The 23,850-nt window shown below is 63.1% G+C and carries 19 protein-coding genes and 1 pseudogene; 17 read left to right on the forward strand and 3 right to left on the reverse strand.

Going from position 1 to position 23,850, the window contains the following annotated elements; genetic code table 11:
- The first annotated feature begins 12 nt into the window (after positions 1 to 12).
- From JAB1_RS11235 to JAB1_RS11270, 9 genes and pseudogenes are all read left to right on the forward strand, one after another.
- Positions 13 to 1,047, forward strand: coding sequence for an arabinan endo-1,5-alpha-L-arabinosidase (locus JAB1_RS11235; RefSeq protein ID WP_254672055.1), 1,035 nt, complete (start codon positions 13 to 15; stop codon positions 1,045 to 1,047).
- 8 nt (positions 1,048 to 1,055) lie between these two features.
- A pseudogene (locus JAB1_RS11240) lies at positions 1,056 to 2,536 on the forward strand (glycoside hydrolase family 127 protein); the annotation flags it as partial.
- A 78-nt stretch (positions 2,537 to 2,614) separates the two neighbouring features.
- On the forward strand, positions 2,615 to 3,412 hold the full coding sequence (locus JAB1_RS30265) for a DUF6805 domain-containing protein (protein ID WP_343215989.1): 798 nt from the start codon (positions 2,615 to 2,617) through the stop codon (positions 3,410 to 3,412).
- 161 nt (positions 3,413 to 3,573) lie between these two features.
- Positions 3,574 to 4,536: an ABC transporter substrate-binding protein gene (locus JAB1_RS11245; RefSeq protein WP_034783686.1), complete on the forward strand. Its 963-nt coding sequence runs from the start codon at positions 3,574 to 3,576 to the stop codon at positions 4,534 to 4,536.
- 9 nt (positions 4,537 to 4,545) lie between these two features.
- Positions 4,546 to 6,087, forward strand: coding sequence for a sugar ABC transporter ATP-binding protein (locus JAB1_RS11250; protein WP_070279992.1), 1,542 nt, complete (start codon positions 4,546 to 4,548; stop codon positions 6,085 to 6,087).
- 59 nt (positions 6,088 to 6,146) lie between these two features.
- On the forward strand, positions 6,147 to 7,166 hold the full coding sequence (locus JAB1_RS11255) for an ABC transporter permease (protein ID WP_254672065.1): 1,020 nt from the start codon (positions 6,147 to 6,149) through the stop codon (positions 7,164 to 7,166).
- The gene (yjfF, locus tag JAB1_RS11260) at positions 7,163 to 8,137 is read left to right on the forward strand and encodes a galactofuranose ABC transporter, permease protein YjfF (RefSeq protein ID WP_070279994.1); all 975 of its coding nucleotides are present in this window, start codon (positions 7,163 to 7,165) and stop codon (positions 8,135 to 8,137) included. Before JAB1_RS11255 ends, yjfF begins: the two co-directional genes overlap by 4 nt.
- A gap of 4 nt (positions 8,138 to 8,141) precedes the next feature.
- A complete protein-coding gene (locus JAB1_RS11265; RefSeq protein WP_070279995.1) occupies positions 8,142 to 9,116 on the forward strand; it encodes a glycoside hydrolase family 43 protein in 975 nt (324 codons plus the stop codon).
- A gap of 93 nt (positions 9,117 to 9,209) precedes the next feature.
- Positions 9,210 to 10,151 carry a LysR family transcriptional regulator gene (locus JAB1_RS11270; protein WP_034752932.1) on the forward strand — a complete coding sequence of 314 codons (942 nt, stop codon included), beginning with the start codon at positions 9,210 to 9,212 and terminating at the stop codon, positions 10,149 to 10,151.
- 209 nt (positions 10,152 to 10,360) lie between these two features.
- On the opposite strand, the gene JAB1_RS11275 is transcribed toward JAB1_RS11270, so the two are convergent.
- The 3 genes from JAB1_RS11275 to JAB1_RS11290 all read right to left on the reverse strand — a co-directional run bounded on the left by JAB1_RS11275 (position 10,361) and on the right by JAB1_RS11290 (position 14,739).
- Positions 10,361 to 11,626 (reverse strand): DUF6445 family protein, encoded by a 1,266-nt coding sequence (locus JAB1_RS11275; RefSeq protein WP_070279996.1) that lies wholly within the window; start codon positions 11,624 to 11,626, stop codon positions 10,361 to 10,363.
- Positions 11,627 to 11,681: 55 nt separating this feature from the next.
- Positions 11,682 to 12,404, reverse strand: a complete 723-nt coding sequence (locus tag JAB1_RS11280) for a hypothetical protein (RefSeq protein WP_070279997.1) — start codon at positions 12,402 to 12,404, stop codon at positions 11,682 to 11,684.
- Between the two features lie 514 nt (positions 12,405 to 12,918).
- Entirely contained in the window at positions 12,919 to 14,739 is a 1,821-nt protein-coding gene (locus tag JAB1_RS11290) for a caspase family protein (RefSeq protein ID WP_070279999.1), read from the reverse strand.
- A 187-nt stretch (positions 14,740 to 14,926) separates the two neighbouring features.
- On the opposite strand from JAB1_RS11290, the gene JAB1_RS11295 reads away from it, so the two are divergent.
- The 8 genes from JAB1_RS11295 to JAB1_RS11330 all read left to right on the forward strand — a co-directional run bounded on the left by JAB1_RS11295 (position 14,927) and on the right by JAB1_RS11330 (position 23,822).
- Entirely contained in the window at positions 14,927 to 15,691 is a 765-nt protein-coding gene (locus JAB1_RS11295; protein WP_070280000.1) for a hypothetical protein, read from the forward strand.
- Entirely contained in the window at positions 15,688 to 16,740 is a 1,053-nt protein-coding gene (locus JAB1_RS11300; protein ID WP_070280001.1) for a hypothetical protein, read from the forward strand. The genes JAB1_RS11295 and JAB1_RS11300 overlap by 4 nt, the downstream gene beginning before the upstream one ends.
- A gap of 33 nt (positions 16,741 to 16,773) precedes the next feature.
- Positions 16,774 to 17,625: a hypothetical protein gene (locus JAB1_RS11305; RefSeq protein ID WP_083299686.1), complete on the forward strand. Its 852-nt coding sequence runs from the start codon at positions 16,774 to 16,776 to the stop codon at positions 17,623 to 17,625.
- A 1-nt stretch (position 17,626) separates the two neighbouring features.
- Positions 17,627 to 19,231, forward strand: a complete 1,605-nt coding sequence (locus JAB1_RS11310; RefSeq protein ID WP_254672056.1) for a hypothetical protein — start codon at positions 17,627 to 17,629, stop codon at positions 19,229 to 19,231.
- Entirely contained in the window at positions 19,206 to 20,117 is a 912-nt protein-coding gene (locus tag JAB1_RS11315; protein WP_070280002.1) for a glycerophosphodiester phosphodiesterase family protein, read from the forward strand. The genes JAB1_RS11310 and JAB1_RS11315 overlap by 26 nt, the downstream gene beginning before the upstream one ends.
- A gap of 204 nt (positions 20,118 to 20,321) precedes the next feature.
- Complete coding sequence (locus JAB1_RS11320) at positions 20,322 to 21,347, forward strand: LacI family DNA-binding transcriptional regulator (RefSeq protein ID WP_083299687.1); 1,026 nt, start codon at positions 20,322 to 20,324, stop codon at positions 21,345 to 21,347.
- Positions 21,347 to 22,834 carry a sugar ABC transporter ATP-binding protein gene (locus tag JAB1_RS11325; RefSeq protein WP_070280003.1) on the forward strand — a complete coding sequence of 496 codons (1,488 nt, stop codon included), beginning with the start codon at positions 21,347 to 21,349 and terminating at the stop codon, positions 22,832 to 22,834. The genes JAB1_RS11320 and JAB1_RS11325 overlap by 1 nt, the downstream gene beginning before the upstream one ends.
- Positions 22,815 to 23,822, forward strand: coding sequence for an ABC transporter permease (locus tag JAB1_RS11330; RefSeq protein ID WP_070258483.1), 1,008 nt, complete (start codon positions 22,815 to 22,817; stop codon positions 23,820 to 23,822). The genes JAB1_RS11325 and JAB1_RS11330 overlap by 20 nt, the downstream gene beginning before the upstream one ends.
- The last annotated feature ends 28 nt before the right edge of the window (positions 23,823 to 23,850 follow it).

A 23,850-nucleotide genomic window follows, 5' to 3' on the forward strand; every position in this document is an offset into this window, starting at 1 on the left:
TCGGAGTAGACGATGCATACATTGACCCGCGGCATGGCTGCCATCCTGGGCACCCTGGCGATCATGGCTGCCGCGCACGCGGCCCAGGTCAGCGTGCACGACCCCGTGATGGCCAGGGAAGGCGACACGTATTATCTGTACAGCACGGGTCCCGGCATCACCTTTTACAGTTCGAAAAACATGGTCGACTGGCAGCCCGAAGGGCGCGTCTTCGCGGGCCAGCCCACGTGGGCAAAAACAGCCGCTCCCGGTTTTGACGACCATATCTGGGCGCCCGACGTACAATTCCATGACGGAAAATATTACCTGTATTACTCCGTGTCCGGCTTCGGCAAGAACACGTCCGGCATCGGCGTGACCGTCAACACCACCTTGAATCCCCGTTCGCCCGACTACCGCTGGGTCGACCAGGGCATGCTGCTGCAATCCGTGCCCGAGCGCGACGAGTGGAACGCCATCGATTCGAACATCATCACCGATGCCAAGGGCACGCCATGGATGTCGTTCGGCTCGTTCTGGAATGGCATCAAGCTGGTAAAACTGACGCCCGACTGGACCCGTATTGCGGAACCGCAAGAGTGGCACTCCCTGGCGCGACGCGTGCCCTTGCCGCCAAGGGCCGGCGAATTCAAGCCCGCACCGGAGGAAATCGAAGCGCCGTTTATCTTCCAGCGTGGCAAGGATTACTTCCTCTTCGTTTCCTGGGGCCTGTGCTGCCAGAAGGAAAAAAGTACCTACCACCTGGCCGTGGGACGCGCCAACAGCGTGACGGGGCCGTACCTGGACAAGGATGGCCGCGACATGGCGCAGGGTGGCGGCACGGTGCTGCTGCAAGGCGACAAGGACTGGAAGGGCCTGGGCCACAACAGTGCCTACACCTTCGATGGCAAGGATTACCTGGTGCTGCACGCGTATGAGACGGCGGACAATTACTTGCAGAAGCTCAAGATCCTGCCCATGACGTGGGACAAGGATGGCTGGCCGCAGGTCGATGCGCGCGACTTGAACCGCTATCAAAGCCGCCAACTGCCGGCCGCCAAACCCTGAGGGCGCCCATGCACAAGACCTTGTTGACGCTGGCGCTGGCCGCTGGCGGCCTGTTCGCGCCTGCGGTGCAGGCAGCCGAGCTGTTTCCCCTCGCGTCCGTGCGCTTGAAAGCGGGGCCGTTTCTCGATGCGCAAACGACGGACTTGCACTATCTGCTGGCGTTCGATCCGGACAAATTGCTGGCGCCGTTTCGCCGCGAGGCGGGCTTGCCGCAGCCGCAGCCCAGCTATGGCAACTGGGAATCGACTGGACTGGACGGCCACATGGGCGGGCATTACCTGTCCGCGCTGGCGCTGATGGTGGCATCGACGGGCGACGCGCAGGCGCGCGAACGCCTCGACTACATGCTGGTGGAATTGAAGAAATGCCAGGATGCCAATGGCAACGGCTATCTGGGCGGCATTCCCGACGGCAATGCCGCCTGGCAAGCCATCGCCAAGGGCGAACTGCAGGCCGACACTTTCTCCGTCAACGGTAAATGGGTGCCGTGGTACAACCTGCACAAGGTGTTCGCCGGCTTGCGCGACGCGTATCACTACGCTGGCAATCATGAAGCGAAGGCCATGCTGATCGCCTTGTCGGACTGGGCCGTGAAACTGTCGGCCTCGCTCACCGATGCGCAGATGCAAGCGATGCTGCGCGCCGAACATGGCGGCATGAACGAAGTACTGGCCGACGTCTACGCCATGACGGGCGAGCAGCGCTACATGGACCTGGCCGTGCGCTTTTCGCACCAGGCGATCTTGCAGCCTTTGGCGGCGCAGCAGGACAAGCTGCCGGCCTGCATGCGAATACGCAGATCCCGAAGGTGATCGGCTTCGAGCGCATCGGCGCGCTGACAGGCCGGCGCGACTGGCAGCAGGCGGCCACATTCTTTTGGCAAACCGTGCACGACAAGCGCACGGTGGCCATCGGCGGCAATAGCGTCAAGGAGCATTTCCACGACGAGCACGATTTTTCCGCTATGGTGGAAGAGGTCGAAGGGCCGGAAACGTGCAATACCTACAATATGCTCAAGCTCACGGAGCAGCTGTTCCGCCGCGATGGGCAGGTGCGCTACGCGGATTACTACGAGCGCGCCCTGTACAACCATATCCTGTCGTCGCAGCGCCCGGGCACGGGCGGCTTCGTGTATTTCACGCCCATGCGCCCGAACCACTACCGCGTGTATTCGCAAGTGGACAAGGGCATGTGGTGCTGCGTGGGATCCGGCATCGAAAGCCAGGCTAAGTATGGCGAGTTCATCTACGCGCACGAAGGCGACGCCCTGTACGTGAACCTGTTCATGGCGTCCACGCTGGACTGGAAAGAGCAGGGTGTGAAGATTATCCAGAGCACGCAGTTTCCTGACAAGGATACGACGCGCATTACCGTGCAGGGCAATAAAACCTTCAGCATGAAGATCCGCTACCCGCAGTGGGTAGCCAAAGGCAAGCTGCGCCTGAAGCTCAACGGCAAGTCCCTGCGCGTGAACGGCGTGCCCGGTGACTACGTGACCATCACGCGGGCCTGGAAGTCCGGCGACACCATCGACGTGGTACTGCCGATGACGACGCGCCTGGAGCAGATGCCGGACCAGTCGAATTACTATGCCGTGCTGCATGGCCCCATCGTGCTGGCCGCCAGGACGCAGCCGTTCGCCAATGAAGCCCTGAATTACTTTGCCGACGACTCGCGCATGGGCCATATCGCCCAGGGGCAAGTGTGTCCGTTGGAATCGTCGCCCCTGTTCGTCAGCGATGAGAAGGATTTCATGCGGAGAATCCGCCCCGTGAAGGGCCAGCCGCTGACGTTTACGGCACCCGGGTTGATCCAGGGCAAGGATGCGGCGAAGATAAAACTGATCCCGTTCTTCCGCCTGCATGACTCTCGCTACATGCTGTACTGGCCCGTGTCCACGCCGGCCAGGATGGCGCAGCTGCAGGAAACCACCGGGCAAGCCGAAGCGCAGCGCCTGGCGCTCGATGCGCAAACCATCGACCAGGTGGCGCCCGGGCAGCAGCAGCCGGAATCTGATCATTTCTTCCAGGCGGAAGGGGGAGAAAACGGCGTCAACAAGGGCAGGCACTGGCGCCATGCGACAGGCTGGTTCAGCTATGAACTGAGCGACCCGCAAGCCGAAGCGAAAACCCTGCGCCTGACCCTGTCCACCCTGGATGCGGGCCGCGTCTTTGACGTCCTGATCAACGGCATCAAGGTCGAGACGGTCGCCGTGGCGGCCGATGCGCCGCAAGAGCTGCATACGGTCGATATTGCCGTGCCTGCGGCCTTGGTAGCGGCCGCCAAGGGTAAATTGCGCGTGAAATTTGTCGCTGGCAAGGATTCCGTGGCGGGCGGCCTGTACGGACTGCGCCTGCTGCGCTGAGGGAAGAGGGACTCTGCTGGCGATACCGATACGCAAATCGGTATCGCAAGCGAAAAAGAATTGATTGGATGGCTATGTTGCTTTCTCCTACCATGGGTTCATAAAAAACCGCCCATCCGGCATCCGGCTGTGATGGTATTCCAAAAAAACTGGAGACAAGAATGAAATTGACACGCCGCACACTCCTCGCCAGCGCCATGCTGCTCGCACTGTCCGCTACTTCTTCCGCTTTCGCCGCCAAGCCCCTCGTCATGGGCTTTTCGCAGGTGGGCGCCGAAAGCGAATGGCGCACCGCCAATACCGTCTCCATCAAGGATGCCGCCAAGAAAGATGGCGTCACCCTGAAATTTGCCGATGCCCAGCAAAAGCAGGAAAACCAGGTCAAGGCGCTGCGCTCGTTCATCGCGCAAAAGGTCGACGTCATCGCCTTCTCGCCGGTCGTGGAGTCCGGCTGGGATACCGTCTTGCGCGAAGCCAAGGCTGCCAAGATTCCCGTCATTCTGACGGACCGCGCCGTCAACGTGGCCGACAAATCGCTGTACGTGACCTTCATCGGTTCCGACTTCGTGGAAGAGGGCCGCCGCGCCGGCCAATGGCTGCTCGAGCATGCCAAGAAAACCCCGGACGCCACCCTGAACATCGTCGAGCTGCAAGGCACGGTGGGCTCCGCCCCGGCCATCGACCGCAAGGCGGGCTTCCTGGAAGTGGTGGGCAAGAATCCGAAGATGAAGATCATCCGTTCGCAAACGGGCGACTTTACGCGCGCCAAGGGCAAGGAAGTGATGGAAGCCTTCCTCAAGGCCGAAGGCAAGAAGATCAACGTGCTGTACGCGCACAATGACGACATGGCCATCGGCGCCATCCAGGCCATCGAAGAAGCGGGCATGAAACCGGGCAAGGACATCATCATCATCTCGATCGATGGCGTCAAAGGCGCGTTCGAGGCCATGATCGCCGGCAAGCTGAATGTCACCGTCGAGTGCAGCCCGCTGCTGGGTCCGCAACTGATGTCCATCGCCCGCGATGTGGTGGCCGGCAAGCCCGTGCCAGCGCGTATCACGACGGTGGAAGGCGTGTTCCCTGCCGAGGTGGCCGCCAAGGAATTCCCGAACCGTAAGTACTAAGCTTGCCGCATGATGAAGACGCAAGTGAAACACAATGCCGCGCCAGCTCCCTTGCTGGAGTTGCGCGGCATCAGCAAGTCCTTTCCCGGCGTCAAAGCCCTCAGCGACGTAGCCCTGCGCCTGTATCCGGGTGAAGTGCACACCTTGATGGGGCAAAATGGTGCCGGGAAATCGACCCTGATCAAGGTGCTGACGGGCGTCTACACGCCCGACAGCGGCCAGATTTTGCTCGATGGCAAGCCTATTGCGCCCGCGTCCACCTCGGATGCCCAGGGACTGGGCATCAGCACCGTGTACCAGGAAGTCAATCTGTGCCCGAACCTGTCGGTGGCGGAAAACATTTTTATCGGCCGCTATCCGCGCCGCTTTGGCGCTATCGACTGGCGTGGCATGCAGCAACAGGCGCGTGCCTTGCTGCAGCAATTGCAGATCGATATCGATGTCACGGCGCAACTGTCCAGCTTTCCGCTGGCCATCCAGCAAATGGTGGCCATTTCGCGCGCGCTGAACATTTCGGCCCGCGTGCTGATCCTCGATGAACCCACGTCCAGTCTGGATGAGGCGGAAGTCAATCTGCTGTTTTCCGTGCTGCGCCGCCTGCGCGAGCAGGGCATGGCGATCCTGTTCGTCACGCACTTTCTGGACCAGACGTATGCCATTTCCGACCGCATCACCGTCATGCGCAATGGCGAGCGCGAGGGAGAGTACGCGTGCAGCGAGCTGTCGCGCCTGGCGCTGGTGAACAAGATGATCGGCGTGGCGGCCGACACCGTGGCGCAAGAGCTCGATCTGGCGCAAGAAGCGGGCGCCGCCAGCTTTGGTCCCACGGTGCTCGAAGCGCAGGGACTGGGCCGCAAGGGCGCCTTGCTGCCCATGGATTTCCACATCCGCCAGGGTGAATTGCTTGGCCTGGCCGGCTTGCTCGGTTCGGGCCGCACGGAACTGGCGCGCCTGCTGTTTGGCGCCGACAAGGCCGATTCCGGCACGATCACCATGCAGGGCCAGCCGCGCCACTTCAGCGTGCCGCGCGATGCGATTGCCCGGGACATCGGCTTTTGCTCGGAAGACCGCAAGCACGAGGGCGCGATTTTGTCGCTGTCCGTGCGCGAAAACATCATCCTGGCCTTGCAGGCCCGCATGGGCTTGCTGCGCGCCATTCCGTTCAAACGCCAGCAGGCGCTGGCCGACGAATATGTGAAAGCGCTCGGCATCAAGACGGCCAGCATCGAAACCCCCATCGGCAGCCTGTCGGGCGGCAATCAGCAAAAAGCCTTGCTGGCGCGCTGGCTGGTGACGTCGCCCGCCATGCTGATCCTCGATGAACCGACGCGTGGCATCGACGTGCGCGCCAAGCAGGAAATCATGAGCTATGTGGCCAAACTGTGCCGCAAGGGCATGGCCATCCTGTTCATCTCGTCGGAGCTGCCGGAAGTGCTGCGCTGCAGCGACCGCATCGTCGTCATGCGCGACCGCAAGGCCTGCGGCGACTATGCGCGCGGCGAGCTGGACGACAGTTCCGTGCTGCAAGTGATCGCCGGAGACGCCACATGAGTTTATCCACGCCATCGAGCGCGCCGCTGGCGCGTGCGGCTTCCCTTACGAATGCTTCCATGTTGCACAGTGTCTTGCATCACCCCCTGAGCCGGCCCCTGGCCGCGCTGTTCTTGCTGCTGCTGGTCGACTTCTTCGCCATCCCCGGTTTTTTCCATCTGGAAATTCGCGACGGCCACCTGTACGGCAGCGTCATCGACATCGTCAACCGCGCCGCACCGCTGATGCTGGCAGCCTTGGGCATGACCCTGGTGATCGCCACGCGCGGCATCGATATTTCCGTGGGCGCCGTCGTGGCCTTGTCCGGCACCGTGGCCGCCATGCTGATCGGCGGCACCATGGTGATGGAAAATGGCGTGCCGACCTACGTGAGCAACATTCCCATGGGCTGGGCCCTGGCCGCCGCCCTGGGCGCGGCCTTGCTGTGCGGCGCCTGGAATGGCGTGCTGGTGGCGGGCCTCGGCTTGCAGCCCATCGTCGCTACCCTGATCCTGATGGTGGCGGGGCGCGGCCTGGCGCAATTGCTCACGGATGGGCAGATCGTCACCGTCTACTACCAGCCCTTCTTTTTCATCGGCAGCGGTTACCTGTTCGGCTTGCCGTTTTCCCTGTTCCTCGTCGCTGCCGTGTTCCTCATCACGGCCGTGCTGATGCGCAAGACGGCCCTGGGCCTGTTCATCCAGGCCGTCGGCATCAATCCCGTCGCCGCGCGCCTGGCCGGCATCAAGACGGCGACCCTGATCTTCTTCGTCTACGTGTTTTGCGCCGCCTGCGCGGGGCTGTCGGGCCTGATGATCAGCTCGAACATCAAGAGCGCCGACGCGAACAACGCGGGCCTGATGCTGGAACTGGACGCCATCCTGGCCGTGACCCTGGGCGGTACGTCCCTGGCGGGCGGCAAGTTCAGCTTGGTCGGCAGCATGATCGGCGCGCTCATCATCCAGACCCTGACCTACACCATCTATTCGCTGGGCGTGCCGCCGGAAGTGAACATGGTCGTCAAGTCGGTCGTCGTCTTCCTCGTCTGCCTGTCGCAATCGTCGGAATTCAAGCAATTGCTGCATCGGAGAAAAGCATGAAGGGTTTGCTGCACACCCCGTATTTCACCTCGCTCGTCACGGTCTTGCTGCTGGTGGTGATGCTGGGCCTGGGCGGCGCCGCCTACCCGGGCCTGCTGTCGACGCAGGTCATTTTTAACTTATTGATCGATAACGCCTTTTTGCTCGTCATCGCCGTCGGCATGACCTTCGTCATCGTGTCCGGCGGCATCGATCTGTCCGTCGGTTCCGTGCTGGCCCTGTCGACCATGATCGCCGCCTGGCTGCTCAACGTGGCGCACTGGCCGCCGCTCCTGGTGATCGTCACTGTGCTGGCGCTGGGCACCGTATTTGGCGCCAGCATGGGCGCGCTGATCCATTATTTCAAATTGCAGCCGTTCATCGTCACCCTGGCCGGCATGTTTCTGGCGCGCGGGCTGTGCTACTTGATCAGCATCAACTCCATTACCATCGATGATCCGCTGTTCGTCGCCATGTCGCAGACGCAGTTGCAATTTCTTGGTGGTTTTGTCTCGCCGGGCGTGGTGATCGCCGTGGTCACTTTGCTGCTGGCCATCTGGCTGGCGCACGCCACGCCGTTCGGCCGCGCCGTGTATGCGATCGGCGGCAATGAACAATCGGCCTTGATGATGGGGCTGCCTGTGGGCCGCACCAAGGTGCTGATCTATGCTTTCAGCGGTTTTTGCGCCTCGCTCGGCGGCGTGCTGTTTTCGTTCTACATGCTGTCCGGCTATGGCTTGCATGCGCAAGGCACGGAACTGGACGCGATTGCCGCCGTTGTCATCGGCGGCACCCTGCTCAGCGGCGGCTATGGCTATGTGGCGGGCGCGCTGTCGGGCGTGCTGGTGCTGGGCACCATCCAGACCCTGATCGCCTTCGACGGCACGCTCAGCTCGTGGTGGACCAAGATCGTCATCGGCGGCCTGCTGTTTGTCTTTTGCGTCGTGCAAAGACTGATGGCCATGGGCCAGAAAAATACCAACGGGAGTTAATCTGATGTTCAAGCAACACACACTTGCCGCAGCCATCGGCATGGCGGCGGCGCTCGCCTGCGCCCCATTCGGCGTGCAGGCGGCCAACCCCATCGTGAAAAATATCTACACGGGCGACCCGGCCGCGCTGGTCGACAATGGCAGGGTGTACCTGTACGTCGGCCACGATGAAGCGAGCGCCACGGATACGGATTACCGCATGAACGAGTGGCGCGTGTATTCCTCGTGCGACATGGCGAACTGGACGGATCACGGCTCGCCCGTGCGTTACTCGACCTTCGCGTGGGCCGGCAAGGATGCCTGGGCCGGCGACATCGTCAAGCGCGGCAACAAATACTATTTTTACTCGACCGTCGACCACAAGACCATCGCCGGCAAGGCCATCGGCGTGGCCGTGTCCGACAGCCCGACCGGGCCGTTCGTCGACGCGCGCGGCAGCGCCCTGATCACGAACGACATGACGAAGCAGACGGCCATTCCCTGGGACGACATCGATCCGGCCGTCTTCATCGATACGGACGGCCAGGCCTACATTTACTGGGGCAACACGGTCTTGAAGTACGCCAAGCTGAAAGCGAACATGACGGAGCTGGACGGCCCGATCCTGACCTTCGGCATGGATGCGTTTACGGAAGCGGCCTACATGCACAAGCATGCGGGCACGTATTATTTGTCGTACTCGCGCAACTTCCCCGAGGAAACGGCGTATTCGACGGGGCCGACGCCGACAGGTCCCTGGCATTTCCGCGGCACCATCATGGACAAGAATGCCATCGTGAAGACCATTCACCAGGCCATCATCGAATTCAACGGCAAGTCCTACATCTTCTATCACAACGACAAGTTGCCCGGCGGCGGAGAATACCGGCGTTCCGTGGCAGTTGAGGAGCTGAAATACAAGCCAGACGGCACCATCGAATTCATCCAGCAGACGGCTGGCCCGGCCGCCAATCCCAGCGCCGCCTGCAAGGCATCCTGAACGCTCGTTGACTACGCACAAAAAGGAGACACACCGATATCTATAACATCGATATTGAGTTAGAACCGATATCGATCATGATATGATTTATTCATGGATACCCTCAACCCCAACTGGTTCTTGCGAGCCCGCCTGAAGACGCGGCAATTGCTGCTGTTGATCGCCCTTGACGAGCAGCGCAACATCCACCGCGCGGCGGAAGAATTGCACATGACGCAGCCGGCGGCGTCCAAGCAAATCAAGGACCTGGAAGAGATGCTGGACGTGCGCCTGTTCGACAGGTTGCCGCGCGGCATGGAGCCGACCATCTACGGCGAGACGATGATACGCCACGCGCGCATGGCCCTGACGAGCCTGTCGCTGGCGCATGACGATATCGTCGCCCTGAAGTCGGGCTTGACGGGCCAGGTGGAAGTGGGCGTCATCATGACGCCGGCCATGGCCTTGCTGCCGCGCGCGATCGCCCGCATCAAGCAGCAGGCGCCGCTGATGCGCATCGGCGTGCACCTGGAGCACAGCAATACCCTGATGGACATGCTGCAGCACGGCACCCTGGATTTCATGATCGGGCGCATCCTGGAAAAGGAAAGCAGCGCCGGCCTCATCTACGAGGAATTGACGGAAGAGCCGGCCAGCGCCGTGGCGCGCAATGGCCATCCGCTGCTGTCGCGCAAGAATTTGCAATTGAAAGACCTGGCGGGCCAGCCGTGGATCTTGCCGCCGCAAGGCAGCATCCTGCGCCACCGCTTCGACATGATGTTCCGCCGCGCGGGACAGGAGCCGCCTGTCGACGTGGTCGACACGACGGCTTTGCTGTTGATCACGTCCTTGCTGCAGCAAACGGACTCGCTGCACGTGATGCCGACGGAAGTGGCCCATTACTACGAATCGTTGAACGTGCTGAGCATTTTACCCATCGAATTGCCGTGCAAGATGGATGCGTTCGGCATCATCCGCCAGCAGGATCATTTGCTGTCGCCGGGGGCGGATATGCTGCTCAAAGCTGTGCGGGCGACCGCCGCGGACATGTATTGACGATCACCCAATAAAACGTCCATGGCGTTGTTGCCGTGCCTTGTCGTACATTCGTACTGCCTGCCGCACGGCGCCTGGCCCTGAACATTTTCTTCGGCGCCGTCACCAACTTCGGGGATTTTTACCGCCAATTAATCGGGCACTTCAAAAAAGACAGGTAGGTCGGATTAGCCCGCAGGGCGTAATCCGACAATACCCGCGCAGCATGCCTAATCGGGCACCTCAAAGAAAAACAGTTGCACCAGTCGGCCATTTTCCGGCGTGTCGCCAAACACATTGCTGATCGAGTGAAAGTAATGTCCCTTGTACACGATCAGGCGGTTATGGCGCATGGGCACTTCCAGCAGGGCTTGCCAACTGTCGCGCTGTTCCTGTAAGTCGTTGAATTTCTGCACTTTACTGTTTGGCAGCCAGCGCTTCTGGAAGTCCTTGAAGCTGGCGTAGCCGCCCGCTTTCACGTCCGCCTCGGGCAGTCTCCGGTACCAGCCGCTGGGCTGGTGGCGCCAGAAGGTGGTGCCACCCTGGCACTGCTCGGGCGGGTTCAGATACAGCACGCCCGCATAGAAATTGAAATTGTTGCCCGTCTCATTGTCCACGTGGATATCCGTGCGCGCCATCGCGTCCGCATAGCTGAGGCGGTACGAGCCATTGTCGGGCGAAATGAAACGGATGGGGCGGCCCAGTGCCGTGGCGATGCGCTCCATGATGGCTTGACTGGGCTGGCCCGCCGTCTGGCTGCCCGGATAGTTTTGTCCCGCATAGCGCTGCTGCTCGAATGGCAACGCCAGCGCCTGCGCGCGCCAGGCGGCCGGGTCGGGCAGGAAATCGTCGAGGATGTGCAAATCCGTTTCGCGGATAAAATCGTGCAGGGTGTCCGCGACATTGAGCGGCGTCAATGTCTCTGCCTGTTCCGCTTGCAGATTGGCAAAGCCGATGCAGCACGTTTGCGCCAGCGCCGGATGCAGCGCCAAGCCTTGCGCGTAACGGGCCAACGCCAGTTCCTGCTGTCCCGTGCGGTAATACAGCTCGGCCAGTCCCTGCAGGGTTTGCCAACGCTGCGGACGCAGGGCATGGGCCCTTTCCAGCTCGGCGATGGTGTCCGCCAGCTGCTGTTTGCCCATCAGCAATTCGGCATGGCTGATCGCGAAATCGTGTTCGTGCGGCGCCAGCCGCGCCGCCGTGGCGTAGCTGGCCAGCGCCGCTTCGTTGTCCGTGCCGCGCAGCACATTACCGAGGTTGTAGTGGAACAGGGCATTGTCGGGCTGTTGCTTGAGCGACAGTTTTAACAGGCCCAGGCCGATGGCGCCCTGACCCAGCTCCAGCATCGCCAGGCCCTGGAAATGCTGTGCTTCGGCCAGGGCCGGGTTCAGTTTATGGGCGGCCTGGTAGGCGTTGATCGCCTCGATCAGCTTGCCCGCCTGCTGCAGCCGTTGCCCGTTTGCCAGATGTTGTTCCGCCAGTGTCTGTTCGCCCATGTCGCTATCCCGATGCAATGTGGCGAACAGTGTAACCGAGCCCGTTCTACTGCGCCTAGCTGACGGGAATTTCTTCCCCGTTCAGCTTGATCGCCACCTTGACGATCTGCGCCTTGACCTGATGGCTGGCCATGTCCGCTTCCTGGGCGTAGGCGTACACGACGATGGCGAAGTCCTTGTAGCCGCTGCGCGCCGCCTCGATCTTGCGCGCCGCCTCCTGGTCCACCTTCAGCAGCGAATAACCGTCGCCATTCGTGAACGCCAGCTTGTAGTCGCCGTTGTCGTACATGTAGTAATACGTGCCCGCTTCGGCGAACTTGGCGGGGAAGGCGGCCTTGTCCATGGCGTACGGCGACAGCGCGCCCTGGCCATTGATCTGGTAGCGCAGGTAGCGCCTGGTTTTCGCTTCGCTGACCTTGGCGTCGATCTGCGGTTTCAGGGCGTCGAGCACTTCCTGTTTGCGGAAGGCATCGTTGCTGCCCGCATATTCGCGCGAGATGCGCTGCGCCACGGTCGCATAGTCGGGCGGCACGCCGGACAGGGCGATGTAGCTGTACATCAACTGGTTGCCGCTGGTGATGTCGACATAGCTGGACGTTGGCGTGGCGGCGTCCGCTTGCGGCAGGCTGGCGGCGGCCGCTTTTACCTGCGCCTTGGCGGCCAGGTCCGCGACATTCGCGGCAACGGGGGCAGAAGCGGCTGGTGTGGCGGTGTCGTTCTTGCCGCAGGCGGACAGGAGCACGGCGATGGCGAGCAGGGCGGGGAAAGTGCGGTTCATGGTATTTCCTTCAGTATGGGTGTGTAAGAGGTGACTTAGCCGACGGTTTTGCGTTTGTATTCGCCAAGGCCGTAAGCGGCCAGGACAATGCTGGCGGCCAGCACCAGGTAAAAGCCGATGCCGAACGAGAGCCCTTGCCAGACCTGGCCCAGCATTTCGCTGGCCATCTGCTCGGCCATGCGGGCTGCGCGGCTGCCCATGATGCCGCCCATGGCGTTGCCCGCATCGCTGACGGCGCTCTTGATCTTGATGAACAGCAAGCTGCTGTGGATGACGACGAACAGCAGCGGCGCGCACTTGCCCAGCGCCGCTTTCGGGTGGCTGCTGGCCATGGTGGCGCAGCAGGCGGCAATGGCCAGCAGGAAGAAGAATTGTGCTGAGGTAAAACCGCCGCCGCCATCGCGGGCAAAGCTTTCCAGGCTGTCGGCGGACAGGCCCAGCAGCTGCCAATAGGTGCGCGAAACGGAGGCGAACAGGCGGATGCCGATGGTGTTGAAGACAAAGGCGCCGGCGATCAAGACGCCCAGGCTGGCCAGCACCTTGATGCCCAGGGCGGACACGGCCTGGCTCCACAGCTGCTGGCCCTTGTCGCGCGCCAGTTTCGCCGCGCCGGCCATCTCTTCCTGCGCCAGTTGCTGCGTTGCCACGGCGCTGACCGTGTCGAGGCCGCCTGACTCGTTAAAACGCACGTCGACGACGGCATTGATGGCGGGCGCCACGTCCGAACGCCAATGCGTGGCCACGTCGAAGGCATGTTGAATGCCGGCCACGCTGACGGAACCTTGTCCGCTCGGTTGGTAGGCGAGGATGCGGCCCCGTTGGCCGGTGGTGATTGCTGCTGGGCTGGATGCTTGCATGGGATTTCCCTGGTCACTGTCATGCTGTATTGCATGTACCCACGGATAACGGGGGGCAGGTTTCGAACGGGAAAAATTCCAAAATTTAATTTTGAATTTATTTTTTCGGCGGCTGTCATCAGGTCCTTGGCGGCGCCCTGGTAATCCTTCATCAAGCCCATGAAGGCGTTCTGCAAATGCCGGGCCGCGTCCTGCGGCGGCGCGCCCGTGCGCCGCGCCAGGTCGAATTTATAGGCGTGCGCGGCCGTGTAGCCGGCCTGCGAAGCGGCGTCCAGCAGCATGCCCGCCCGTTTCAATGAGGCTGGGTCGCCCTTGACCATCAGCAATTCGGCCAGATAGGTCTGGGCAATCGGGAAATCTTTCGCGGCGGCCTTTTCCAGCCACTGCATGCCCGCCTTCGGCTGTTTCACACCCGCATCGCCGCCGCCGATGCCATAGCCGAGGGCCGTCAGCGCCACCAGGTCGCCGCCGCGCGCGCGCTTTTCCAGTTGCTGGCGGGGAAATGGACGGGCCGCGATCTGCATGCGGATTTCATAGTTGATGTCTTGCAGCACGTTGCCTGGCCACACCTTGGCACCGAGTGCGGCAGGCTTCTCCACCGTCGGGGCAGGCGCCCGCATGCCGTTGTTGCCCGATGCCAGTACGCCCGGCGCCGGCGGGCTGACGCCTTTGCCGCTGCCCATGTTCAGTACCAGCCGTGCCGACGTTTCGCCAAACGACACGCGGGGCTTTTGCACGTCGTGCGTCATGGCGGCGACCCGTGCCGCCACTTGCGAAAACACGTCGCCCATGGACAGGCCCGGTGCGTCGAGCGCGTCGAGCAGGGCGCTCGTGTAGGGACTGTTGCGCGAATCAGGCGACCAGAAATCGCGCGCCAGGGCGCCGGGGCCGGCCGAATAGGCGATCACCACGCCGCGTGGTGCTTGCGTGTCGGCAAAGCCATGGCTGGCCGCATTGCCGCCGCCGGGAACCATCACAGCGCCGCCGCGCGTATATTCCTGGCGGCAAGCGTCGAGGATCAGCACGGCGCCGCGCGCGCCCGTGCGCTGCAAGTCGCCCGCCAGGCTGGAAACGGACACGCCCTGCGCGGCAATGGCGGCCGTACTGAGCGCATTCATGTTCGCGCCCAGCGGCAGCACATAATTGGCTTCGCCCGCCTGCGCGCCATGGCCCGCGTAAAACACGAGGGCGATATCGGCGCCGCGCGCCTGCGTGGAAAACTCGGCCGATGCCTTTTGCAGCTGTGCCGCATTGATGTCCGTGCGCAACAGCACTTCAAAGCCCAGGCGGCGCAAGCGCTCGGCCATGGCGCGTGCATCGTTCACGGGGTTCAGCAAGGGTTGCGGATAGGCCGCGTTGCCGATCACCAGGGCGATGCGCTTGCCGGAACCGCTGGCGGCGGTCCCCACAGCCGCTTGCACGACATTGCCGCAGAGTAAAAAGATGAGGCTCAAAAACAGGGGAATCAGGCGATGCATCGGGGTCTCGGGGATTGTCGTGTGAGTAACAAAAGTTAGCGATTTCCAGTACGGTATGAGAAAATTGCCTAAATGCATTTTACCTGACTGACAAGTTTGTCTTGTTGTCCAGCGTATTTCCTCTTTACCGGCCAGCCTCGCTCCCGGCCAGTGGCGCGCGCCGCCCCAACACACGATCGGACCGGCTGTGCAATCGGAACAATTTGAACGGATTCATGCTTTCTGGACCCGCCGCCCGCAGCTGACACAAGGCGAACTGGGCGAGTTTTACCAGCGCGTCATCGCCGCGCTGACGCCATGCCGCCCGCGCGAGGCGGCGTCGCTGGGCGATTCACTGGCCGACCTGCGCCACCAGTTTTTCATTGAAAAAGTCCTCCACAGCGATAGTGACGCGGCGCCTCACCACGTGGGCGCCCTGTTTCTGTACTTCAAGCGCTTCATCATCGACCAGCTGCGCAAGCAGCGTATTGAGGAGGATGCCGATGAGCAAGAAGGCTGCGAACTGCGCGCACCCGAAGCCTATGCGGAAGCGCTGCGCGATTACCGGCTCACGCCACAGCAGGTGCGCGAGGCGGCAGACGGTTTTATTACCACCTTGCCGCGTGACTTGATCCTGCTGCTGCGCCATTGCGGTTGCGGCGGCATGCCCGTCAAGGAACTGGCCGAGCAGATCGCTTCCGCGCATTACCACGGCGGCAAGCTGGGCCTGGTGCACAGGCAGAAGGACGATCCTGCCAGCGCGGGACGCCAGATCGTCGAGCCGGCCCACCGCGCCACCTTGCTGGGCAGCTGGGTCTTGAGCCTGCTCAAGCTGCGCGTGGGGGACTCCTTGGCCGCGCGCGACATGCAGGCGGCGCAAATAGTTTTGGATATTTTATGTGTGGCCGCGTTATCCCTGCACATGGACCCCGTGTCCACCCACCCGAATACTGATGAAAGGCCATCGGCATGACTGCATTGACGCCCACACTGGCCATCGTTGCCGCGCGCCTGCCGTCGCCACCGTCTTCCATCGACATGCTGGATGAGGACGTGGCGGGCGATACCCCCGACTGGCGCGACATTCCCGTGCCGGAACACGTGATGCAACGCTTCGCGCGCCGCAGCGACGCCGCACCGCTGGCAGCAAGGCCCATCGCCGGTGGACAGATCCATTTGCTGGCGCGCCGTCCCGGCTTCGGCGCCGTGCTGCTCGACGCCTGGGACAGCACGCGGCAGCGCTGGCACGGCTGGCTCGTCACGCCCGATACGGCGTATGCGGATGCCTGCGGCCTGGTGGTCGAGGAGCGCGACGCGCCCGCCGATCCGCGCGCCGGCCTGGTGCTGTGCGACATGCCGGTGACCCTGGCCGTGACGGACCTGGGCGCCTGCCTGGGCGTGTTCAGCCAGGAACGCCTGCAGGCGGCGCGCTGGCTGGAAACGCATGGCCGGGCGAACGGGGCGGGGGTAGCTGCGGCACCGGGTGTGATCGCCCGCATGGCCTTGCCCGGCGACGATTACGTCTTGACGGGCACGCCGCTGTCTAGCGAGCTGGGCAAGGATGGCCGCGTGGCGTACCGGCAATTGCTGCGCCAGGGGCTGCAGCAATTGCAGATCGCTTCGGCCGATGCGGCCGCATCCCAAACGACGGCACCGATATCGAGGCCTGTGCAGGCAGCCAATGCGAACCGCTGGCTGAAGATCGTCACGGCCGTGGCCGCCAGCGTGATGGTGGTGCAATCGGCCTGGCTGTTCCTGCCGAAGGAGGGCGCCGTCGTCGGCAATGCGGAATTCCGCAACGGTGCTCCACAGCGCAGCGGCGTCGAGAAGGGCGTGCGCATGCGCGTGCTGTTCCGCGCCGAGGCCACGGAGGCGGAAATCCGCACCTGGCTGCAGCGCGAGCAGCTGGAAATTGTCGCCGGGCCGGACACCCTGGGCGCCTTCACCCTGCTGTCGCGCGACCGCCAGAAAGTCTTGCCGCCGCCAGGCCCGGGCAATCCGCTGGCCGTGATCAATCCCTGACCCCGAAATAAGAGAAAGTTATCGAGCATGACAATGTATAAGAACTTTGCATCCGCGCACTGGCGCAAACTGGCCATGGGCCTGGCTGCCGGCGTCCTGTTGACGGGCTGCGCCATGACGCCGAATGGCCGTGGCGGCGTGCTGGTGGGCCTGGATACGGCCGAACTGTTCGGCACGCCGATTTCCACCTTCCGCCTGCGCGACGGCACGGAAGGCACCTTGCGCAAGGATCCGAAGGGCAAGTATTCGATCAAGCTGTCGCAGGCGTTCCGCGTCGTGCCGCTGGACAAGGCCATCACGGCCCGCGTGGCGCGCGTGGAAAACGTGGGCGAGCGCACCGTCGTGATCGTGGAAACCCAGGAGCGCGGCTGCGCCTACCGCTATGAAGTGCTGGCTTTCCAGGGCACGGACGTGCTGCAGTGGACGGTCGGCAATTGCAAGGACCGCCCCCGCGTGGAGCTGGCGGCGGACGCCAAATCGCTGAATATCGATTTCCCCAACTACAACCGCCTGTCGCGCATGATCTACACGGACAACCGCCTGCTCAACGCCAGCGTGGCCGTGCCGCCCGGCGTCGATACGCGCGCGCAGCCGTTTGCCGATGACGCCTTGCGTGCCACCGGTCCCGCCATCGCCACCATGCCCGGCAGCGACAGCGGCCGCGTGATCCCGGCGCCACCGGCCCCGGCATCGGCCCCGGCACCTGCCGCCGCGCCGAAAGCGGGCAGCCGCGCCGGCGCCAAGGCGCGCCGCCAGGACACCCCGGCCAGGGCGCCCGCGGCCATCAGCCTGCCTGCACCGCGTGCCGCAGCGGCAGCCCCGGCGGCGCCGATGATCTTCCAGGCAGAAGAGATCAAGCCCGTCGTCATCGATTTGAGGAAATAAGATGGCCGCGAGTTTGCGCAGTCTGCAAATCCGGCAGACCCTGATTCTGATCGTCCTGACGATCATTTATCTGTGCTTCGAGCTGGGCTTCAATGCCCGCCTGCTCGACGTGGTGGGCGGCAACGTCAAGCCGGAAGACGTGGAAGGGGTGGAATTCTATGGCCGCAGCCTGTCCGGCATCGCCGCCGCGCTGGTGGTGCTGCAACTGATGTGGCGCCGCCGGCTGAAGAACAATGGCAGCGGCCCTGGCTGGGTAAAAATCATCGTTTGCTGCCTGGTCACGGCCGGCGTCGTCTTCGGCGTGCTGAAGACCACGGTGAATGTGCTGGTCAACACGCGCGACGCGGAATTTCGCCGCATGGCCTTCAACACCACTTTGCTGCAGCGCTCGCTGGTAGGCGGCAGCCTGCAACTGCAAGGCCTGGTCGACGATCCGACCCTGTTCGCCAAGCCGGAAGGCAAGTCCTTCCTGGCCCTGTTCCCCTTCCTGGCCGTGTCGGTGCGGCATCTTGACGAGCGCATGGGGCCGGCCAAGGAGCAGCTGGTGCGTGCCAACGTGCGTCAGGTGGCGGGCGGCCCGTCCGGTTACTATGACAAATATCAGGAAGCCATGCGCGAGCTGGCCGGCAAGTGGGAGCTGTATGCGGGCATTATTCCCGACAGCGATGCCGGTTTGCGTGCCAAGCAGCAATCCTCGTGGCAGGAATACGTGAGCAGCCTGTCGCGGCGTGGCTGGCAGCCGCATTCCGTGCCGATGCGGCGCCAGGCGGCCGTCGTCAATAATGTGCGCAAGAAAGTCCCCGTGCCCGCCAACTGGCGTACCGACGATGAGCGGGGCTTCCGCGCCGCCGTCAAGCGCCGCTACACAGCCGAGGCGGCCAGCAAGGGCGTCACCGTGCGCGGCGAGCGCATCCCGCCGGGCTTGCCGTTTGCCGCCTTTGTCGCGCGCCCTGGCGTGCAGGCGGAATTGCGCGAAGCGTTGAAACTGCCGTCCAGCGCCACGGTGCAGCCATCGTATGCCAGTCCTGCCGAGTTCGGGCGCCTGTTCGAGCAGTTCCTCGATCGCCAGACGGCGGAAAAACTGGTGGAGTACCGCGCCAGCCGCACCGACTTTGAAGCGGGTGGCAGGTTCTTCCATGAAGGCAAGGAAGCGGCGCGCGCCGCCATCGTGCCGCCAGTGGCCCTGTTCTTCTCGCTGCTGGGCGCCATCGGCCACTTTTCCAAATTGCTGTACCTGGTCGCCACCGTCGTATTATTGCTGCTGGCCATGCGCCGTGGCGAGCAGGCGGGTGCCGATGGACAGCTGAGCCGCCGTTCCGCCTGGATCGCCACGGGCGTGCTGGCGACGGCCTTTGCGGGCAGCTGGGGCATGCTGTCCATTCTCGATAACAACGTCACGCGCAGCGAGCTGTTCGGGCAAATGCTGGACTGGGCGCGCCAGCCCGAGCCCGACAGCACGCGCTGGCAAATCGCCGGCAAGGGCTTGCTGGCCAATATCACGCACGTCGTGGCGGTGGGGCAGGGCTACAGCTACCCCGTCAACGAAGCGATCCGCATCCACGTTTTGCAGGGAATTCATTATGGCTATCACGCGCAACAAAAATAAGGCGGCCGCGCTGGCCTTGCTGCTCAGCACGTTCTGCACATTGGTACAGGCCGATTGCCTGGGCATGAAGGTGCACGCCCACCGCGGCGCCGGCAATGCGCCGGAAAACTCGCTGAGCGCGCTGCGTAACACGTATTTCGGCACCTGGGATGGCGTCGAGACGGATTTGCAGCTGCTGGGCGACGGCAGCTGGGTGGTGCACCACGATCTGTTGACTGGCCGGGTGGTCGACACGGGATCGCCGCGCACCGTCAAGCAGATGACGGCCGACGACTGGCGCGCCGCCAGCATGAAGAACCGTGGCGTGGCCACGCCGGAAACGCCGCCGTTCGTCAGCGACGTCGCCGACCTGGCCACGGCTTTCCCGGCGAAAACCCTGAATGCGGAAATCAAGGATGTCGTCTCGTCGTGCGCGCCGATCGCCACCCTGGTGGCGCAGTTGCGTACGAACATCAAGCACGGCAACTGGTTCTTGACGTCAGGCGTGCCGAACAACCTGGCGTGCGCGCGCCGCGCCGACCCGCAGGGTTATCTGGGCTTGCTCGTGTTTGACGCGCGCAATGCCCAGGCGGCCGGCGCCAACCGGATCAGCCGCTATATCGCGAAAAATGCGCGCCCGCCCAAGCTGGACAAGCCGTGGCTGCAGCGCGTGCAGCAGCAGATCGGCATGCCCACAGGCGTGCACGTGGATGCGCGCAGCCTGGATGCCAATCCGAATCTGCTGATGGACGCCGCCAGCCTGAACATGCCCGTCTTCGTCTACGCCGTCGATGGCGACTCGGCCCTGGCCGCGTCCTTGCTGCGCGCGCAGCAGCGCAGCCACCGCTGGCCCAGCGGCGTCATTCTTGACGGCAATCCCGAGACGTTTTGCGCGATGATGAAATAAGTTCTCCCTGATCTGCTGCACGGCGTTTTGCCGTGCAGCAGAATACCTCGCCGCCACAGAAATAGCCGCTTGCGGCGGCCCGCGCAGGCCCACTTTTGTGCCGCCTTTCTGCCTCTTTTTTGCGCATTGCAGCATCGATATTGTTTGCATCGGGCGCGCGACTGGCTTATAAATGTAATCGATTACATTTTATTGAAAAGCGCCATGCCAGCAGCCGTTCCTTCTCCATTGCCGACAGAAACCGTCTCCATCAGCGCCGTCGCCGCGCATGCGGGCGTGTCGGTGGCCACCGTCTCGCGCGTGATGAACGAGCAGGCCGGGGTGCGGGCGCCCACGCGGGACAAGGTGCTGGCGTCCGTGGCCGCGCTCGGCTACCGCATGAATCATCTGGCGCGCAGCCTGCGCACGGCCGAGAGCCGCATGCTGCTCACCATGGTGCCCGACGTGGGCAACCCCTTCTATGCGCAAATCGTGCGCGGCATCGATACGGTGGCGCGCGAACACGGCTATTTTGTGCTGCTGTGCGACACGGGCGCCGATGCGGGCCGCGAGCGCTCGTATTTCGACTTGCTGCGCATGCACCGCGCCGATGGCGCCATCTGCCTCGATCCGGACACGGTGCAGCATGCCCTGTCGCATGAATCCGTCAGCCTGCCGTGGGTGGCGTGCTGCGAATTCGATCCCGCCGTGGCCGTGCCCTATGTCGGCATCGACAACCACCGGGCCGCCTCCGACGCCGTCGCGCATTTGCTGTCGCGCGGCCATACGCGCATCGGCCTGATCAACTCCGACGAGCGCTATCTGTACGCGCGGCAACGCCAGCAAGGCTACCTGGACGCCCTGGCGGCGGCCGGCCTGCCCGTACAGCCGCAGTGGGTGCACACGGTGCAAAGCCTCGATTACGAAGCGGGCACGGCCGCCACCTTGCGGATGATGGCGGGACCGGATGCGCCCACGGCCATCTTTGCCGTGTCCGACACCCTGGCCATCGGCGTGCTGAGTGCGCTGCGCCAGCTGAAAAAAAGGGTGCCCGAAGACGTGGCCGTCATCGGCTTCGATGATATCGCCATCGCCGCGCAGATCGACCCGGGCTTGAGCACCATCGCCCAGCCGATGCGCGAACTGGGCGAGACGGCGGCGCGATTATTGCTGCAGCGTCTGGCGGACCCGGCGGCCAGTGTGCCGGGCGTGCTGCTGCAACACCGATTAATTCTGCGAGGGAGTGCATAGTGAGCGTTGCCGTCGGTTTCGAGGGGGTCTGCAAGGATTTCGGCCCCGTGCGCGTCTTGCATGGCGTCAGTTTCAACCTGTCGCCAGGACGCGTGTATGGCTTGCTGGGCGAAAATGGCGCCGGCAAGTCGACCCTGATGAAAATCCTCGCCGGCTATGAGGCCGTGAGCGAAGGGCAGTTGCTGATCGATGGCCAGCCCCGGCGCTTTGGCAGCTCGCGCGCGGCGGAGAGCGCCGGCATCGTGCTGATCCACCAGGAATTCAACCTGGCCGAACACCTGACGGTGGCGCAAAACATGTTCCTCGGCCACGAAAAGACGCGCGGCTGGCTGCTCGACGAGGCCGCCATGCAGGAAGAAGCGTCGCGCTACCTGAAACAGGTGGGCCTGGATGTATCGCCCGACACGAAAATCCGCGACCTGATCGTGGCCGAGAAGCAACTGGTGGAAATCGCCAAGGCCCTGTCGCGCCGCGCCCGCTTCCTGATCATGGACGAGCCCACGGCCACCCTGACGTCGTCGGAAACCCAACGATTGTTCGCCGTCATGGCCCAGCTGAAAGCGGACGGCGTGACCATTTTGTATATTTCCCACAAGCTCGACGAAGTCGAGCGCAACACGGACGAAGTCATCGTCATGCGCGACGGGCGTTTCGTCACGCGCGAGCAGACGGCCAGCCTGACGCGCCAGCAGATGGCGAACCTGATGGTGGGACGCGAATTGTCCGACATGTTCCCGGCCAAGGTGGCGCTGGCGAAAGAAGCTCCTGTGCTCCTGAAGGTCGACGGCCTCTGCGTGCCGGGCTGGTCGAAAGACCTGTCGTTCGAGGTGCGCGCCGGCGAAGTGCTGGGCTTTGCGGGCCTGGTGGGCGCGGGGCGCACGGAATCGTTCGAGGCCTTGCTGGGCTTGCGTCCACGCAGCGCGGGCACGATTGAGCTCAATGGCCAGCCGGTGGATATCCGCACGCCCAAGCAAGCGATGCAGCACGGCATGACTTACCTGAGCGAAGACCGCAAGGGAAAAGGTCTGCATGTGAACCTGGGCTTGCGCGAAAACCTCACCATGATGACGATGGAGCGCTATGCGCTGCCGTGGCTCGATGTGGCAGGGGAAAAAGCGGCGCTGGCCAAGGCGGTGCTTGACTTCAATATCCGCACGGGCGACCTGGACAGCCGCGCGCGCATGCTGTCGGGCGGCAACCAGCAAAAGCTGGCGCTGGCGAAATACCTGCATTCGGACCCGCGTGTCGTCGTGCTCGATGAACCGAGCCGCGGCGTGGACGTGGGCGCCAAGCGCGACATTTACTTTTTGATACACCGCCTGGCCGCCGAAGGGCGCGCCGTGATCGTGATTTCATCCGAACTGATCGAATTGATTGGCCTGTGCCACAGAGTCGCCGTGATGCGCGCCGGCACCTTGCAAGCCACCCTGTCTGCTGACCACCTGACTGAAGAGGAGTTGATTGCCCATGCAACCGGCACGCACTGATACCACCGTATCCCCTATTGCTCGATTCGGCGCGCGCATCAAGGGCTTTGGCCCCGTGCTGGGCCTGCTGGCCCTGTGCATCGCGGGCACCTTGCTCAACGGCGACTTCGCCACCTTGGACAACCTGATGAACGTGCTCACGCGCACGGCCTTCATCGGCATCATCGCCGTCGGCATGACCTTTGTGATTATCTCAGGCGGCATCGACCTGTCCGTTGGCTCGATGGCGGCCCTGATCGCCGGCTGCATGATCTATTTCATGAATGCGCTGGCGCAAGGGGCGGGAGGAAATCTGGCGCCGATCACCATGCTGGTGCTGGGTATCGCCATGGCGCTGATCCTTGGCGCGGGCTTTGGCCTGATGCATGGCTTGCTCATCAGCAAGGGCAATATTGAACCGTTCATCGTGACATTGGGCACCCTCGGTATCTTCCGCGCCGTATTGACGTACCTGGCCGATGGCGGCGCGCTGACCCTGGACGCCACCCTGTCCGAGCTATACAGCCCCGTGTACTACACGAGCGTGCTGGGCGCACCGATACCGATCTGGATTTTCCTGTTCGTGGCGGCGGCCGGCGCCATCATCCTCAACCGCACGACCTTTGGCCGCCATGTGCAGGCGATCGGTTCCAACGAGCAAGTGGCGCGCTATGCGGCCATCAATGTTGATAGAGTCAAGATCGCCACCTATATGCTGCTGGGCGTCTGCGTGGGTATCGCCACGGTGCTGTACGTGCCTCGCCTGGGCTCGGCTACGCCGACCACGGGCTTGCTGTGGGAACTCGAAGCGATTGCCGCCGTTGTCGTGGGCGGCACGGCCCTGAAGGGAGGCGAGGGACGCATCGTCGGCACCGTGATCGGCGCCATCCTCTTGTCCGTGATCAGCAATATCCTGAATTTGACCAGCATCATCAGTGTCTATCTGAATGCCGCAGTGCAAGGCGTGGTGATCATCGCCGTCGCCTTCCTGCAGCGAGGCCGCAAATAAAACAAGAGCGGCGTTCTGAAAGGGCGGC

This window comes from Janthinobacterium sp. MP5059B (assembly GCF_001758645.1).
Lineage (GTDB): Bacteria > Pseudomonadota > Gammaproteobacteria > Burkholderiales > Burkholderiaceae_D > Janthinobacterium > Janthinobacterium lividum.

Bases quoted from the DNA above. Each gene is read 5' to 3' on its own strand.
- JAB1_RS11235 (WP_254672055.1), top strand. From the start codon at position 13: ATGCATACATTGACCCGCGGCATGGCTGCCATCCTGGGCACCCTGGCG.
- JAB1_RS30265 (WP_343215989.1), top strand. From the start codon at position 2,615: ATGCCGGACCAGTCGAATTACTATGCCGTGCTGCATGGCCCCATCGTG.
- JAB1_RS11245 (WP_034783686.1), top strand. From the start codon at position 3,574: ATGAAATTGACACGCCGCACACTCCTCGCCAGCGCCATGCTGCTCGCA.
- JAB1_RS11250 (WP_070279992.1), top strand. From the start codon at position 4,546: ATGATGAAGACGCAAGTGAAACACAATGCCGCGCCAGCTCCCTTGCTG.
- JAB1_RS11255 (WP_254672065.1), top strand. From the start codon at position 6,147: ATGTTGCACAGTGTCTTGCATCACCCCCTGAGCCGGCCCCTGGCCGCG.
- yjfF (WP_070279994.1), top strand. From the start codon at position 7,163: ATGAAGGGTTTGCTGCACACCCCGTATTTCACCTCGCTCGTCACGGTC.
- JAB1_RS11265 (WP_070279995.1), top strand. From the start codon at position 8,142: ATGTTCAAGCAACACACACTTGCCGCAGCCATCGGCATGGCGGCGGCG.
- JAB1_RS11270 (WP_034752932.1), top strand. From the start codon at position 9,210: ATGGATACCCTCAACCCCAACTGGTTCTTGCGAGCCCGCCTGAAGACG.
- JAB1_RS11275 (WP_070279996.1), bottom strand. From the start codon at position 11,626: ATGGGCGAACAGACACTGGCGGAACAACATCTGGCAAACGGGCAACGG.
- JAB1_RS11280 (WP_070279997.1), bottom strand. From the start codon at position 12,404: ATGAACCGCACTTTCCCCGCCCTGCTCGCCATCGCCGTGCTCCTGTCC.
- JAB1_RS11290 (WP_070279999.1), bottom strand. From the start codon at position 14,739: ATGCATCGCCTGATTCCCCTGTTTTTGAGCCTCATCTTTTTACTCTGC.
- JAB1_RS11300 (WP_070280001.1), top strand. From the start codon at position 15,688: ATGACTGCATTGACGCCCACACTGGCCATCGTTGCCGCGCGCCTGCCG.
- JAB1_RS11305 (WP_083299686.1), top strand. From the start codon at position 16,774: ATGTATAAGAACTTTGCATCCGCGCACTGGCGCAAACTGGCCATGGGC.
- JAB1_RS11310 (WP_254672056.1), top strand. From the start codon at position 17,627: ATGGCCGCGAGTTTGCGCAGTCTGCAAATCCGGCAGACCCTGATTCTG.
- JAB1_RS11315 (WP_070280002.1), top strand. From the start codon at position 19,206: ATGGCTATCACGCGCAACAAAAATAAGGCGGCCGCGCTGGCCTTGCTG.
- JAB1_RS11320 (WP_083299687.1), top strand. From the start codon at position 20,322: ATGCCAGCAGCCGTTCCTTCTCCATTGCCGACAGAAACCGTCTCCATC.
- JAB1_RS11330 (WP_070258483.1), top strand. From the start codon at position 22,815: ATGCAACCGGCACGCACTGATACCACCGTATCCCCTATTGCTCGATTC.